The organism is Pseudomonas luteola NBRC 103146 (genome assembly GCF_002091675.1).
Classification (GTDB): domain Bacteria; phylum Pseudomonadota; class Gammaproteobacteria; order Pseudomonadales; family Pseudomonadaceae; genus Chryseomonas; species Chryseomonas luteola.
In genome coordinates this window covers 59,905-75,804 of sequence record NZ_BDAE01000002.1, presented here as the reverse complement: position 1 = coordinate 75,804, position 15,900 = coordinate 59,905, and the positions used below count along the sequence as shown (strand labels likewise).

At 59.7% G+C, this 15,900-nt stretch carries 11 protein-coding genes; 6 read left to right on the top strand and 5 right to left on the bottom strand.

Features of this window, described 5'->3' with window-relative positions; genetic code table 11:
• Positions 1–7 precede the first annotated feature (7 nt).
• The gene (locus PLU01S_RS02730) at positions 8–907 is read left to right on the top strand and encodes a LysR substrate-binding domain-containing protein (protein ID WP_074821867.1); all 900 of its coding nucleotides are present in this window, start codon (positions 8–10) and stop codon (positions 905–907) included.
• Positions 908–990: 83 nt separating this feature from the next.
• Here the strand turns inward: PLU01S_RS02730 and PLU01S_RS02725 are convergent, their stop codons facing one another.
• Positions 991–1,350 carry a DUF5064 family protein gene (locus tag PLU01S_RS02725; RefSeq protein WP_074821864.1) on the bottom strand — a complete coding sequence of 120 codons (360 nt, stop codon included), beginning with the start codon at positions 1,348–1,350 and terminating at the stop codon, positions 991–993.
• Between the two features lie 259 nt (positions 1,351–1,609).
• Between PLU01S_RS02725 and arcD the strand changes: the two genes are divergently transcribed.
• From arcD to arcC, 4 genes are read left to right on the top strand one after another with little or no spacing between them, the layout of a single operon-like run.
• Positions 1,610–3,034 (top strand): arginine-ornithine antiporter, encoded by a 1,425-nt coding sequence (gene arcD, locus PLU01S_RS02720; protein ID WP_074821862.1) that lies wholly within the window; start codon positions 1,610–1,612, stop codon positions 3,032–3,034.
• A 14-nt stretch (positions 3,035–3,048) separates the two neighbouring features.
• Entirely contained in the window at positions 3,049–4,305 is a 1,257-nt protein-coding gene (gene arcA, locus PLU01S_RS02715) for an arginine deiminase (RefSeq protein WP_074821859.1), read from the top strand.
• 37 nt (positions 4,306–4,342) lie between these two features.
• Positions 4,343–5,353: an ornithine carbamoyltransferase gene (locus PLU01S_RS02710; RefSeq protein ID WP_074821853.1), complete on the top strand. Its 1,011-nt coding sequence runs from the start codon at positions 4,343–4,345 to the stop codon at positions 5,351–5,353.
• 11 nt (positions 5,354–5,364) lie between these two features.
• Entirely contained in the window at positions 5,365–6,294 is a 930-nt protein-coding gene (arcC, locus tag PLU01S_RS02705) for a carbamate kinase (protein WP_074821851.1), read from the top strand.
• A gap of 55 nt (positions 6,295–6,349) precedes the next feature.
• Here arcC and putA read toward each other — a convergent pair whose 3' ends face one another.
• The gene (gene putA / locus PLU01S_RS02700; protein ID WP_074821847.1) at positions 6,350–10,327 is read right to left on the bottom strand and encodes a trifunctional transcriptional regulator/proline dehydrogenase/L-glutamate gamma-semialdehyde dehydrogenase; all 3,978 of its coding nucleotides are present in this window, start codon (positions 10,325–10,327) and stop codon (positions 6,350–6,352) included.
• 438 nt (positions 10,328–10,765) lie between these two features.
• Between putA and PLU01S_RS02695 the strand changes: the two genes are divergently transcribed.
• A complete protein-coding gene (locus tag PLU01S_RS02695; RefSeq protein WP_230382266.1) occupies positions 10,766–11,203 on the top strand; it encodes a MarR family winged helix-turn-helix transcriptional regulator in 438 nt (145 codons plus the stop codon).
• Between the two features lie 15 nt (positions 11,204–11,218).
• Here the strand turns inward: PLU01S_RS02695 and PLU01S_RS02690 are convergent, their stop codons facing one another.
• The 3 genes from PLU01S_RS02690 to PLU01S_RS02680 form a co-directional block, all read right to left on the bottom strand.
• Positions 11,219–12,637: a sugar porter family MFS transporter gene (locus PLU01S_RS02690; protein ID WP_074821845.1), complete on the bottom strand. Its 1,419-nt coding sequence runs from the start codon at positions 12,635–12,637 to the stop codon at positions 11,219–11,221.
• A gap of 266 nt (positions 12,638–12,903) precedes the next feature.
• The gene (locus PLU01S_RS02685) at positions 12,904–14,640 is read right to left on the bottom strand and encodes an acyl-CoA dehydrogenase family protein (RefSeq protein ID WP_074821842.1); all 1,737 of its coding nucleotides are present in this window, start codon (positions 14,638–14,640) and stop codon (positions 12,904–12,906) included.
• Positions 14,641–14,649: 9 nt separating this feature from the next.
• Positions 14,650–15,897 carry a thiolase family protein gene (locus PLU01S_RS02680; protein ID WP_074821840.1) on the bottom strand — a complete coding sequence of 416 codons (1,248 nt, stop codon included), beginning with the start codon at positions 15,895–15,897 and terminating at the stop codon, positions 14,650–14,652.
• Between the last annotated feature and the right edge of the window lie 3 nt (positions 15,898–15,900).

Sequence of the window (15,900 nt, the reverse complement as noted above, 5' to 3'; positions counted from 1 at the left end):
AGCTGTCATGTCCCGTCGCCACATGCCCTCGATTACCGCCATGCAATGCTTCGAGGCCGTGGCACGGCACCTGAGCTTTACCCGTGCCGCCGAGGAGCTGAACCTGACTCAGAGCGCGGTGAGCAAGCAGGTGGCTCAGCTCGAAGAACAGCTGGGCCATCCGCTTTTTCGACGCGTACGCCAGCGGTTGCAGATGACTCCAGCCGGCTCGCTGTACCTGTCTGAAGTCAGCAAGATTCTCACGCAGATCGAGATGTCGACCCATTACATGCGCTCCTATGGAGGTGAAACCGAGGTGCTGCGTGTAGCAACCCCTCCGACCTTTGGCGAGCGCTGGCTAATCCCACGCCTCAAGGGCTGGCGGCTACAGCATCCGATGATCCACCTGGACGTGCGTCATGAAGTCAAGAATATGGATGTCAACGAGCCGGCCTGTGACGTGGCACTGTTCGCCGGCCAGGGACGCTGGCCCGGTGCTGAATGTATTCCGTTGATGACTGAGGATATGGTGCCGGTCTGCGCACCCGGTCTCTGGCCCGAAGGGCACCTGAGCGATCCGACGCAGCTGGCCGATTACATTCTGCTCCAGAATGCAGCTCGCCCCGAGGCGTGGCACGAATGGTTCCAGAGCCAGGGCCTTCACACTGAACACAGCTACCACGGGCCGCGCTTCGATACCTTTACCATGTGCATCCGCGCGGCGCAGGTGGGCTGCGGTGTCGCCCTGGTGCCACGCTTTCTGATCGACGAGGAGCTGGCCGAGGGTAAGCTGGTCATTGCCTGGCCGCACAGCATGACCAGCCCACATACGTATTATCTCGGCTATCCCGAGCATGCAGCGGAAGTCCCCAAGATCCGAAAGTTCGTCGCCTGGATACGCGAGCGGATCGATACGCCTACCGTTTGAGTCATGCCGTTATTGGCACGGAGGTGTTGTGAAGGTCTTGAATGAGGCCGTGCAGGCCGGGGACAGAATGGGCCGAACGCACATCACCCCCGGCTCAGAAACCACTCCAGGTCCACCGGGTCGCCCGGCTTGAGCTGCAGGCGCCGGCGCAGATCGTCGAACAACGGATCGTAGTCGTTATGCCATGAAAAGACGCAGGCGGTGCGCGGCGCCAGTCCATAGCCCCGAAGGCGGCGGCTGATCACTGACAGAAAATTGCAGGCCACATCGCGGCGCAACTCGAACGTTTCGCGGACGGTCTGCTCACCTACTGTACCGTTGAGGTCGAACCTTACGACCTGTTCGCGCGACGGAGGCGTCACCTCATAGGTCAGGCTCAGGCGAAAGGCTGGCTGTTGCGGGTTACCCAGCCGCTGCACGTCAAGACGACCCGGCTCGTACATGATTTTCACTCCTCCCGCCGCTTGGCAGATTGCGTTCACATCAGACCGTTTGGCGGTCTTCTGGCTAGCGTAATGGATCTGCACGGCCAAACTATTTGCCGCAGAGCACTTCATTGCTTCAGGTCAATCCACAACGATCTATTGAGGCATTGATCTCCAATAGCGCGTGTTCAAACAATCGTTCGTCTCCTTGATCCAGGTCATTAGCCATTTTTCCTGCAGGTTCCTAATAGGCTCAAACCCGTAAGGAAATGCCGTCATGACCACAGCACAAACACAAAAGTTAAGGCTGGGCGCGCTGACTGCCCTCGTCGTGGGATCGATGATCGGGGGCGGCATTTTTTCACTGCCGCAAAACATGGCCCAAAGTGCCGGCGCAGGCGCTGTGCTGATCGGCTGGGCCATTACTGCTGTCGGCATGCTGACCCTGGCCTTCGTTTTCCAGACCCTCGCCAACCGTAAGCCCGAACTGGATGCCGGTGTCTACGCCTACGCCAAGGCAGGGTTCGGTGACTACATGGGCTTCTCCTCCGCCTGGGGTTACTGGATTAGCGCCTGGCTCGGCAATGTCAGTTACTTCGTGCTCCTGTTCAGTACGCTGGGCCTTTTCATTCCGGCGTTTGGCGAGGGCAACACGCCGCTGGCCATCCTGTGTGCCTCGGTCGTCCTGTGGGGCGTACATTTCCTGGTCCTGCGCGGTGTACATGAAGCCGCCTTCATCAACCTCGTTACCACAATCGCCAAGATCGTTCCGCTGGTGATGTTCATCGTGCTCGCGGGCGTAGCGTTCCGTCTGGATATCTTCACAGCGGACTTCTGGGGCACACCGGATTCAGGCAGCGTCATGAACCAGGTGCGAAACATGATGCTGGTGACTGTGTGGGTCTTCATCGGGATCGAAGGCGCCAGCGTGTATTCCGCACGTGCCGAGAAACGCCGTGATGTGGGCAAGGCAACCGTGATCGGCTTTCTTGGCACGCTGCTGCTGCTCGTGCTGGTCAACGTCCTGTCGCTGGGCGTCATGAGCCAACCGGAACTGGCCGGACTCAAGAACCCCTCAATGGCGGGCGTACTGGAGCATCTCGTTGGTCATTGGGGTGCGGTATTGATCAGCGTAGGGCTGGTGATCTCGTTGGCCGGGGCCTTGCTCTCCTGGACATTGCTCTGCGCCGAGATTCTCTATGCGGCCGCCCGCGACAACACCATGCCGCGTTTCCTGCGCAAGGAGAACGCCAACCATGCGCCCAGCAATGCACTGTGGCTGTCCAATGGGCTGATCCAGTTGTTCCTGGTGATCACCCTGTTTGCCGCCAGCACTTACACCAGCCTGCTGTACCTGGCCACCTCCATGATTCTGGTGCCGTACTTCTGGTCGGCGGCCTATGCCCTGTTGATCGGCGTACGAGGCGAGTCCTACGAGGCCGCCTCCCGTGAACGCAGCAAGGACCTGATCATTGCCGTCATTGCCACCCTCTACAGCGCCTGGCTGCTCTATGCCGGCGGCATGAAATACCTGCTGCTTTCCGCCCTGCTCTATGCTCCTGGCGCAATCCTGTTCGCCAAGGCCAAACACGAGCTGGGCCAGCCCGTTTTCACCGCTGTTGAAAAACTGATCTTCGCCGCCGTCGTGCTGGGCGCTGCCATAGCAGCCTACGGTCTGTACGCCGGCTTCCTGACCCTGTGACAAGGAGAACAGACATGACCGTTAACTCAACCCCGCTCGGCGTGCATTCGGAAGTCGGCAAACTGCGCAAAGTACTGGTCTGCTCGCCCGGACTGGCCCATCAGCGCCTGACCCCCAGCAATTGTGACGACCTGCTGTTCGACGATGTGATCTGGGTGAATCAGGCCAAGCGCGATCACTTCGACTTTGTCACCAAAATGCGTGAGCGTGGGGTAGAAGTGCTGGAGATGCACAATCTGCTCACCGAGACGGTGAAGAATCCCGAAGCGCTGAAATGGATTCTGGACCGCAAGATCGTGCCCAATCAGGTCGGCATAGGCTTGGTCAACGAAACCCGCGCCTGGCTCGAAAGCCAGGAGCCCCGCCATTTGGCTGAGTTCCTGATTGGTGGCGTGTCCGGCTCGGACCTTCCCGACACCAGCGGCAGTGAAATGGTCAAGATGTTCCGGGATTACCTGGGCCACTCCAGCTTTGTATTACCGCCCTTGCCCAACACCCAGTTCACCCGTGATACCACCTGTTGGATCTACGGCGGCGTCACGCTAAATCCGATGTTCTGGCCAGCCCGTCGCCAAGAAACACTGCTGACAGCGGCCATCTACAAGTTCGCGCCGGAATTCGCCGATCAGCACTTCAACATCTGGTATGGAGACCCGGATGTGGACCACGGCCTTGCCACCCTGGAGGGCGGCGACGTCATGCCTATTGGCAAAGGCATATTGCTGATCGGCATGGGCGAGCGCACCTCACGGCAAGCCATTGGCCAACTGGCGCAAAACCTGTTCAAGGCAGGCGCAGTGGAGCGGATCATCGTGGCCGGTCTCCCCAAATCCCGTGCGGCCATGCACCTGGATACCGTGTTCAGCTTTTGCGACCGCGATCTGGTCACCGTGTATCCAGAAGTCGCCAATGCCATCGTGCCGTTCAGCCTGAGGCCGGATGAAAGCAAGCCGGGCGGTATCGACATCCGCCGCGAACCCAAACCCTTCCTCGACACTGTGGCTGAAGCGCTGGGCCTCAAGGCGTTGCGCGTCGTGCTGACCGGTGGTGACAGCTACGAAGCTGAACGCGAGCAATGGGATGACGGCAACAACGTGGTCGCCCTGGAACCCGGCGTTGTGGTCGGCTATGACCGCAATACTTACACCAACACCCAGCTACGCAAGGCGGGGGTTGAAGTCATCACCATCAGCGCCAGTGAGCTTGGCCGGGGCCGGGGCGGCGGCCACTGCATGACCTGCCCGATCGTACGTGACCCTGTCGATTACTAATCCCACCCGCCCCTACCGGAACCTCAGGAGAAATCACATGGCTTTCAACATTCGCAACCGCAACCTGCTCAGCCTGGCCCACCATACTCCGCGGGAGATCCGCTACCTGCTGGACCTCGCCCGCGACCTCAAGCGCGCCAAGTACACCGGCAACGAGCAGCAGCACCTCAAGGGCAACAACATTGCCCTTATCTTCGAAAAGACCTCGACCCGCACCCGCTGCGCCTTCGAAGTAGCCGCCCATGACCAGGGCGCGCACGTCACTTACATCGACCCGACCTCCTCCCAGATCGGCCACAAGGAGACCATGAAGGACACTGCCCGTGTGCTTGGCCGCATGTATGACGCCATTGAGTATCGCGGCTTCAGCCAGGAGACGGTGGAAGAGCTGGCCAAATATGCAGGCGTGCCGGTGTACAACGGCCTGACCGATGAATACCACCCCACCCAGATGCTGGCCGACGTGCTGACTATGCAGGAAAACAGCGACAAACCGCTGCATGACATCAGCTACGCCTACCTGGGCGATGCACGCAACAACATGGGCAACTCACTGCTACTGATTGGCTGCAAGCTGGGCATGGACGTACGCATCGGCGCGCCAAAGGCGTTGTGGCCACACGAAGACTGGATCAAGGAGTGCAAGGCCATCGCCGAGGGGACTGGCGCACGCGTTACATTGACTGAAGACCCCAGGGAAGCGGTTCAGGGCGTCGACTTTGTGCATACCGATGTCTGGGTGTCCATGGGCGAACCCGTGGAAGCCTGGGGTGAGCGCATTCAGTTGCTCCTGCCTTACCAGGTCAACAGCGAGCTGATGAAGGCGACCGGCAGTCCACGGACCAAGTTCATGCATTGCCTGCCTGCCTTCCATAACGCTGAAACCAAGGTCGGCAAGCAGATTGCCGAAAAATACCCGCACCTTGCCAATGGTATCGAAGTGACTGATGACGTATTCGAGTCGCCCGCCTCCATAGTATTCGAGCAGGCAGAGAACCGGATGCATACCATCAAGGCCGTTCTGGTCGCTACTCTCGCTGACCTGTAAGGAGTCGCACCATGCGTATCGTCGTCGCTCTGGGGGGTAATGCCCTGCTTCGCCGAGGCGAACCCCTTACCGCTGAGAACCAGCGGGAGAACGTCAGGATCGCCACCGGGCAACTGGCCAAGATCGTGGACGGCAACGAGCTGGTCATTGCCCATGGCAATGGCCCCCAAGTCGGGCTGTTGGCCCTGCAGGGTGCGGCCTATACGGACGTAAGCCCCTACCCCCTGGATGTGCTGGGCGCGCAGACCGAAGGCTCCATTGGCTACATGATCGAGCAGGAGCTGGGCAACCTGCTTCCGTATGAGGTGCCGTTCGCCACGCTGTTGACTCAAGTAGAGGTGGATGCTGCCGACCCAGCGTTCCAACATCCCACCAAACCCATCGGCCCGGTCTATAGTCGGGAGCAGGCCGAACAGCTCCAGGCGGAAAAGGGTTGGACCATTGCCGCAGATGGCGACAAATTCCGCCGCGTGGTAGCCAGCCCCCAACCCAAACGCATTTTCGAGATTCGCCCGATTAAGTGGCTCCTGGAAAAAGGCACCATTGTCATCTGCGCAGGCGGCGGCGGGATTCCCACCTGCTATGACCACCACGGCCGCCTGAAAGGTATTGAGGCGGTCATCGACAAGGATCTCTGCTCATCCCTACTGGCGCAGGAGCTGGACGCGGACCTGCTAGTGATTGCCACTGACGTGGACGCAGCCTATATCGAATGGGGCAAGCCCGACCAGAAAGCGATTGCCCAAGCCCACCCCGAGGCCTTGGAAGCGCTCGGGTTCGCGGCAGGCTCCATGGGACCCAAGGTCCAGGCGGCCTGCGAGTTTGCCCGTAAGACTGGGAAGGCGGCTGTCATCGGCTCGCTGTCGGACATCGAGGCCATCACGCAGGGTCGCGCCGGAACACGAGTCACAATGGAGACGGAGGGCATCCTGTATCGATAAATCCTGCAGAAACGAAAAGGCCCGGATCAACCGGGCCTTTTCATGAGCGGAGCACTCAGCTGATGGTCATCAGGCTAGCGTTACCGCCGGCTGCTGCGGTGTTGACGCTTACCGCGCGTTCGATAAGCAGACGCTCCAGCGGAATCGCGGTTTCGCCCTGGGACAATCCCTGAACGCCCACGATCGGACCGCTACGCTGGGCTGCCTGCTGGCAGACCTGACGCAACTGATCGGAGTCACCGTGATGCAGGATGGCATCGAAGTGTTCCTCGTCCTTGGTCCAGTCGGACGTCGTTTGGATACGAGCCTGAACAGCCTTGGGCAAACGACCACGCAACGCACGGGACAGATCGTTCTGCACCCACAGCGCGGTGCTGCCGACTGCCAGTACCGCTGCCAGCTGGGCCATCAGATCCGTCTCGTCATCCGCCAGACAGAGCACACGCTCACGTGGCAGCAGGCTGTAGGTGTTGCGCTCACCCGTCGGACCGGCCAGCAGGCGAGTCACACCGCTGACGGTCTGCCTGGCGAATGCCTGGCACAGCTCGACCAAATCGGTGTTGTTCTGCTCGCCTGCCCACTTCTGCAACGCTTCGAGCGGCTTGCCCTGACGCTGTTCCATTTGGGTACGCAGGGTCAGGTCAGACGGACTTTCCTGATCGTCACGGGCAAACGCCTGGGCCACTCCGTCTACCGGACGGGTAGACAGGAGGCGGTACAGGTACACCGGACCACCGGCCTTCGGACCTGTACCAGACAGGCCTTCGCCACCGAAAGGCTGCACGCCGACCACCGCGCCTACCATGTTGCGGTTGACGTAGAGGTTGCCCGCCTGGGCCTTTTCCACAACCTGGGCAATGGTTTCGTCGATGCGGGTATGCACACCCAGCGTCAGGCCATAACCCGTAGCGTTGATCTGATCCATCAGGCGGTTCAGGTCCTGACGGGCATAACGCACCACGTGCAGCACCGGACCGAAGATTTCACGCTCCAGCTCATCCAGGCTTTCCAGCTCGATCAGCGTTGGCATTACAAAGGTGCCGCGATGGGTCGCGCCATCGTTGTTGCGTGCAATCTGGTAAACCGTACGGCCTTTGGCGCGCATGCCCTGGATGTGCTTGTCGATGTTGGCCTTGGCTTCGGCATCGATCACCGGGCCGATGTCTACCGGCAGGTTATCCGGATTGCCGATGCGGCATTCAGCCATCGCGCCCTTGAGCATTTCAAGAATGCGATCCGCCACGTCTTCCTGCACACACAGGACGCGCAAGGCGGAGCAGCGCTGACCGGCGCTGTCGAACGCTGATGCCACGACGTCGGTTACCACCTGCTCGGCCAGTGCCGAGGAATCCACGATCATTGCGTTCTGGCCACCTGTTTCGGCGATCAGCGGAATCGGACGGCCATGGGCATCCAGGCGACCAGCAATGTTGCGGGAAATAATGTTGGCGACTTCGGTCGAACCGGTGAACATCACGCCTTTCACACGCTCATCGCTGACCAGTGCCGAACCTACGGTATGGCCCTGGCCTGGCAGCAATTGCACCACGCCTTCCGGCACACCGGCTTCCAGCAGCAGGCGAACGGCCTGAGCCGCAATCAGTGGCGTCTGCTCGGCAGGCTTGGCCAGTACGGTGTTACCCGCCGCCAGCGCAGCCGCGACCTGACCGGTAAAGATCGCCAGCGGGAAGTTCCACGGGCTGATGCAGACCACCGGACCCAGCGGACGGTGGGTGTCATTGGCGAAATCACGACGCACCTGGGCGGCGTAATAGCGCAGGAAGTCCACGGCCTCGCGCACTTCAGCAATGGAATTCGCAAAGGTCTTGCCGGCTTCACGAACCAGCAGGCCCATGAGTGGCTGAATTTGCGCTTCCATCAGGTTGGCCGCGGTTTCAAGCACGGCGGCACGCTGGTCCGGCGGCGTGGACTGCCAGATCGGTGCAGCGGTCAATGCACTGCTCAGCGCATTGTCCACGTCCTGGACGCTGGCGTTCTGCACATAACCCACCACATCACGGTGATCGGCCGGATTCTGGATGGCCTGGGGAATGCCTACTTCAGCCGGGCAGCCCAGCATGGGCGCTGCACGCCATTCGGTATTGTTACCCGCCAGCAAGGCGCCTGACAGCGAACCCAGGCGGTGCTCGTTGGCAAGGTCGATACCGCTGGAATTCAGGCGGCCTTCGCCATACAGCTGACCCGGCAGAGGAATACGCGGATGCGGCAAGCCGAGCGTCCCTTCCTGCGCAGCGATCTGCTCGATCGTTACGACCGGATCGGCCACCAGCTCTTTCAGGGAGATGGAGTGGTCGGCAATACGGTTGACGAACGAGGTGTTCGCGCCATTTTCCAGCAGGCGACGCACGAGGTAGGCCAGCAGGGTTTCATGCGTTCCCACCGGTGCATAGATGCGGCACGGGCGGTTCAGCTTGCCATCGGCCACCTTGCCGACGACCTGCTCGTATAGCGGCTCGCCCATGCCGTGCAGGCACTGGAATTCGTACTGACCAGGATAGTAGTTCTGACCTGCGATCTGGTAGATCGCCGCCAGGGTGTGGGCATTGTGGGTAGCAAACTGCGGATAGATCGCTTCCGGCACGGCCAGCAGCTTGCGCGCACACGCCATGTAGGACACATCGGTGTACACCTTGCGGGTGTAAACTGGATAACCTTCCAGACCTTCAACCTGGGCACGCTTGATCTCGCTGTCCCAGTACGCGCCCTTCACCAGACGGATCATTAGACGGTGACGGCTGCGGCGCGCCAGATCGATCACATAGTCGATCACGAACGGGCAACGCTTCTGGTAGGCCTGGATGACAAAACCAATCCCGTTCCAGCCAGCCAGGCTGGACTCGAAGCACAGGCGCTCCAGCAGATCGAGGGAAATTTCCAGGCGATCGGCTTCTTCCGCGTCGATGTTGATACCAATGTCGTACTGCTTAGCCAGCAGGGTCAAATTCAGCAGGCGCGGATACAGCTCGTCCATGACGCGCTCGTATTGCGCACGGCTGTAGCGCGGATGCAGGGCGGACAGCTTGATGGAGATGCCCGGGCCCTCATAGATGCCACGGCCATGAGAGGCTTTGCCGATGGAGTGAATGGCCTGCTCGTAGGACGCCAGATAACGCTGGGCATCCTCCTCGGTCAGGGCCGCTTCACCCAGCATGTCGTAGGAGTAGCGGAAGCCCTTGGCTTCAAGCGCGCTGGCATTGGCCAGGGCTTCGGCAATGGTTTCGCCGGTGACGAACTGCTCGCCCATCAGGCGCATCGCCATGTCTACACCCTTGCGGATGACCGGCTCGCCGCTCTTTCCGATGAGGCGATTGAGCGAGCTGGAAAGACCCGCCTCGTTGTGGGTGGAGACCAGCTTGCCCGTTAGCAACAGACCCCAGGTCGCTGCGTTGACGAATAGCGACGGGCTGTTGCCCAAGTGTGGCTGCCAGTTGCCCTTGCTGATCTTGTCGCGGATCAGGGCATCACGGGTGCCCTTGTCCGGGATACGCAGCAGCGCTTCGGCCAGACACATCAGCGCCACGCCTTCCTGAGAAGACAGAGAAAATTCGCGCAGCAGGCTCTGGACCATGCCGGAGCGGCCACCAGCGCCCTTCTGGTTACGTAGCTTTTCAGCAATGCTGTACGCAAGCTTGTACGCGGCATCGGCAGTAGTTGCAGGGAGACGCGCCTGCTCAAGCAGCATGGGCACCATCTCTTCTTCCGGACGGCGATAGGCGGCCGTCACGGCAGAGCGCAGTGCAGACTGCGGCAGAATGCTTTCGGCAAATTCAAGGAATGGCTGATAGACCGGATCAGCCAGGGCTTCTACTACTTCATTGTCACCTTCGCCCAGTCGTGCTGCAATATTCTGCAACTCGTCGACACTTACACCTTTTTCCAATGTTTCCAGGTACGTGTAGATTGCCTGTTTGATCAACCAATGGGGTGTACGGTCGATAAGGCGAGCGGCCTCTTTCAAACGTTCACGGGTGGCTTCGTCGAGTTTCACGCCTAGCGTAGTAGTAGTTGCCATTGAACAGCCTTTTTTAATTGGAAGTGCTACACGGTGGCGGCAAGCATAGAGGCTACCTCTGCATGGTGCAACCAGGTGCAACCCAGGAAACCGACAAAGGCGCAACCGTCTGTCTCTTGACCGCCGGAAGACGCCGGCTCATCTCGTTAGAACCTGTCTACATCAAGGCTTCAAGCCTGCCAGTACAAAATAGCCTGCTCACTCTTGCGTTATGTTGATTTGCCGCTTTTATGCTGAGCCAGACGAGCCGCAAAGGCCGGGTTGCACCTAAGCCTGCTTTGACATTCTGGAAAGCACTGGTGGTAGCGACAATACCCCTACGATGTATAAGAAAATACGTGACTTGTATATTGTCTGCCCGCATTATTCGATGATCATGACGAAACCGTTTCTCATTCAATGAATAAAAAACAGCAGGTTGCAGTCGATACGACCGATATGGAAGAAAGCAGCGAAATCAACTCGCCATTTCTGGACGAGGTGATCGGCTATGCCCTGCGTCGGGCTCAGCTGAAAGTCTTCCAGCATCTGATCAATGAGTTGGAAGCCTATGATCTTCGCCCCGCCCAGTTCACCGCCCTTACGCTGATCGAGCAGAACCCGGGCCTCATGCAGGCCGAGCTGGCGCGTGCATTGGCCATCGAGCCACCGCAGATGGTTATCATGCTGAACAAGCTGGAAGCGCTGGGCCTTGCGCTACGTATACGCTGCAAGGCCGACAAGCGCTCCTATGGCATCTTTCTGAGCAAAACCGGCGAGACCCTGCTCAAGCAGCTCAAGGAAGTGGCTATCCGCAGTGATAACGAGGCCACCGCCGCCCTGAGTACCGAGGAGCGGCAGCAACTGCTGCACTTGTTGCACAAGGTCTACCGGTAGCCCGGCGCATTACATTTACGCGGGCTGCTTGTGGGTGCGACGGGGCAGGAAGGAACCGGCCTTCAGTGACCGCTCGATGTCTTCCAGGCTTCGTCCACCCGTTTCCGGGACCAGGAAGAAGATGAAGACCCAGCCCAGGACATTGAGTCCGGCGTAAACCCACATCGCACCGCCTACACCCAGCCATTGCGTCATGGTCAAGGCAGTCCCGGTCAGCAATAGATTGGACCCCCAGAGCATGGCGGCATGAGCACCTGTTGCCTGATCCCGAATAGCCAGCGGATAGATTTCCGATCCGGTCAGCCAGCCTACCACCTGGATGCCGCCTGCGTTGAAGATCATGAAGACGATCAGGCACCCCACTACCCACCAGCCCTGCGAATCGCCCGCCAAATTGAAGTGCAGCACGGCGCCCAATACCAGAAGCGCCACCACTGCCCCCGGAATCATCGCCAGGCTCAGCGTTCGCCGTCCGACCTTGTCGACAATCAGCTTACCGATTACCGTCATGACCAGATAAGTGATTGCCACGCCAAGGGCTGACCACAGCGCAGCGGACGCGCCAAAGCCGGCATCCCTCAGAAACGTCGGCGTGTAATAGATCATCATCTCGATACCGCTGAGCTGGGTAAACGCCGCTACGCCCAGGCCGGCCACAAGCGCCGGTCGTAACCACGGTTGGCGCATGGCCCGCCAGCCTGTTACCGAATGCTCCTCCTTCTTGTCCACAACTTCCTGGATATCCGCAATCTCTTCGCGCACCTCCCCCGTGGTATCCCGTACCTTGGACAGCTCATGCCTGGCCTCTTTCGGACGGTCCTGCTCGACCAGCCACCGCGGACTTCTCGGCATTCGGGTCATGCCAAACAACAGTACCAGCGAAGGTACAAGCGCAACCCCAATCATCCAGCGCCAAGTAAAGAGGTTCTGGCCAGCCACACCCACAATTGCAGCCAGGAGAATCCCTACACCAATGGAAACGTTGAAATAGGTCACCAGGCGACCCCGCTTTTCGGGAGGTGCCAGTTCAGCGATGTAGGTGGGGACAATTTGCGTCGAGCCGCCGACTGCAAAGCCCAGCACCAGGCGAGACAGCCCTAGGCACCAGACATTGGGAGAGATGGCAGCAGCAACCACCCCCACACAATAGATACCCGCCACGATCACGATGGTCAGCCGACGCCCAAGCCTTGCCGACATACGTGTCGAACTCAGGGCACCGATTACCGCACCCAGCAAGATGGCAGCCGTGACAAGCTCCTGGGCGCGGTGATTAAGCTCGAAGTCCTGGGCAATTTGTGGAAGGGCACCGGAGATGATGCCCGTATCATAGCCGTACAACCCTCCGGCGATGGCTGCAACGGTAGCCACCATTGCCATATAGGCCTTGGGCTTAATATGGCTCTCGGTTGCGGAGCTAACAGCGTCTGCCATGAAGTTACCTGTCATATGGGAGGGATATGAAGGTATGGAGAGAGCCGTTACCCATGTGGTTCCGCCTGCCGCATGACGCTTGCGGTCAGCCTTGACTCGATCAAGGTCTTACAACCGCTCAGACATGGCGCTTTCAGCGCTCAAGGGCCATAAAACGATAAACAACCCCTACAAAGAAAAGCTGACGAAATGCCTGCCATCGCCCCATTATACCTGCCGTTTTCACACCAATTACTGCCAGATCCCGACCGTTTCGCCACTATCTCCTATAAAGCAGGTAAAGGTGCCCGACTCACCTTGATAGCGTCCGCGGTCTGCGCAACATTGAGCAGCAGATAGTCAAACGCGAAGCGGGCCGTTTCGCTTTTGGTTCTATAAAATGCATCTTCCTGACGGGACTCGGTCAGCCGAGCCGTACGTGCCCAGACAAATGCCAACCCTAACCAGCCCTGCAAGCGCAGATAATCCAACGCAGCGCGGTAGGGCCATTCCGAATCGCTGGAACTCATCAAGTCCGCTGTCACCTGCCAAGTCTGGTCGCAGGCCTGTCTTAACGCCGCACCATAAGACTTGCACGAAGGCGTTGCCAAACACCGCTCGGCTTCTGCCTGATAGTGCTCCAGAAGCCTGCCCAGTGCTGCTCCCCTGTCGCCGATGACCTTGCGCACGAGCAGGTCATTGGCCTGAATTTCGTTGGTGCCCTCATAGATCATGGCGATCCGGCTGTCGCGCAGGGTCTGCTCAATGCCAAAGTCTGTCACGTAGCCATAACCACCCAGCACCTGCAGCGCCGCACTGGCCTGCTGAAACCCCTGCTCGGTAAAGAATGCCTTGATGACCGGTGTCAGCAGCGATGCCAGTTGATGGGCGCGGGCGCGCTCATCGGCCTCTGTCGCATGCTCGGCCAGATCCAGCAGATGCGCTCCCCAATACCCCAGCGCCCGCATCCCTTCACTACAAGCCCGTAGTTCCAGCAGAACGCGTCGCATGGCCGGATGATGGACAAGCAGATCGGCTGCTTCAGCCGTCTCTTCAGAGCGCTTCGGCGCGCGCATTTGCCTTCTTTCCGAGGCATAGGCAAGTGCCTGTTGATAGGCCGACTCGACATGTCCCAACCCTTGCAACCCTACATGCAGGCGTGCCGAATTCATCATGACAAACATTGCCGCCAATCCCCGATGGGGCTCGCCAATCAACCAGCCGCAGGCCCCCTCGAAACGCAAGGCACAGGTTGCACTGCCCTTGATACCCATCTTGTGCTCCAGGCTCTCGCAGTACACGCCATTAGCCGTGCCCTTAAGCACCTTGGGCACCAGGAACAGGGACAACCCGCGGCTACCGACAGGCGCATCAGGAAGGCGAGCCAGTACGAGATGCACGATGTTGGATGTCAGATCATGTTCGCCACCCGAGATGAACAGCTTGCTGCCGTCGAGCAGATAGCGTCCCCTCTCTATCGGCTCTGCCCGGGTACGAATCAGGCCAACGTCACTGCCAGCCTGGGGCTCGGTGATGCACATGGTGGCAAGCCACTCGCCACTTACAAGCTTGCCAAGGTAGGCATCCTTGAGCGCTTCTGAGGCATGGGCGCGCAAGCATTCGTATGCACCATGGGCAATACCGGGATACATGGCCCAGGCATGGTTGGCGGAAACCAGCATTTCCTGAAGCGCCGCGTCCAGTAACTGTGGCAGGCCCTGCCCTCCCCAGGCCGGGTCACAAGCCAAGGCGGGCCAGCCACCCTCGACATAGGCCTGATAGGCCTCGGCAAACCCGGACGGCGTCGTCACTTGTCCATCCTGCAGCTGGCAGCCCTGACGATCGCCCGATGCGTTAAGTGGCGCCAACCTGTCGGCACTAAAACGCCCCGCTTCCTCCAGAACCTGCATGGATAGATCAGCATCTATTTCACTAAAGGCTGGTATTGCAGGCCATGTCGAAGGAGCATCGAGCCATTCATCAATAACGAACCGTATATCGCGCAGCGGAGGGTGATAGGTCATGGCATCCTCTTAACGATAGTTCGAGTTTTCAATCAGCACCGCCATGCCTTGCCCGCCGCCCACACACGCGGCGGCAATGCCATAGCGTTCGTGGTTGGCCTGTAGCTGTCGTGCCAGGGTAAGCGTCAGGCGCAGGCCGGTTGCGGCCAGGGGATGTCCCAGCGCAATCGAACCGCCACAGGTATTCAGCCTTTCCGGATCGATATCCAGTTCACGCTGGACAGCCAAGACCTGTGCGCCCTGCGCCTCGTTGATCTCGATGCGCGCAATCTCCGCCAGCGTCAGCCCGCTGCGTTCGAGCAGCAGGCGGATGGCCGATGCCGGACCGATGCCCATTACTTCTGGAGCAACCCCGACCGCGGTAGCGGCCAACAGGTTGGCTAGCGGTGGCTTGTCTGTCCGGTTTGATCTTCTGGCCACGACCATCGCCGCAGCACCGTCAACCACTGCACAGCTGTTGCCTGCCGTCTGCACACCGCCCTCGTGAATCGCGGCGAGCCGGGCCAGTGCGTCAAGTGACGTGGGCCGCGGATGACTGTCGACAGCGACAGAAGCGATACGACGTGGCAGTTGAATACCCCGCGTGCGATACCCTTCCAGCCGAAATTCTTCTGTTTGCACAGGGACAATTTCATCCGCAAACCAACCGGCCCCCTGTGCTGCCAGCGCCCGATTGAAGCTTGCCAATGCATAAGTATCAACCTCGGCACGCGTAAGGCTGTAGCGACGGGCCAGATTTTCAGCGGTACCAATCATGTCGATACCCGGTGCCGGGTCCATCAGGGCCTCCCAGAGAAAGTCCTTGAACTCCACCGAGGCTCCCAGGCGAAAACCGCTCCGGTGCGTATAGGCCGCAATGGGATTGCGAGACATGGACTCGCTGGCGACGCACAAGGCGATCTCGGCCTGACCCAAGCCAATCTGTTCACCTGCCTGACGCAGCAACTCGAAACCGGTGCCACAGATACGCTGGACCTGCAGGGCCGGCACCTCTAAGGGAACGCCTGCATAAAGGCCGATGTGTCGGGGTAACAGGTAAGCATCGAAACTGGCCTGAGCGACAGACCCTGCCAGAACGCTATCAACCTGATCCGGCGCCACGCCACTGCGCGCCAGTACCTCGCGCGCGACCTTGATGCCCAGGTCAATCGGTGAAACCTGCCCCAGCGCGCCGCAGTAATCTACCCAAGGTGTACGGACACCCCCAAGCAGCACCACGTCGTCGAATGCAGAATACAAGCCCTGTTGTCGCGCCATGGC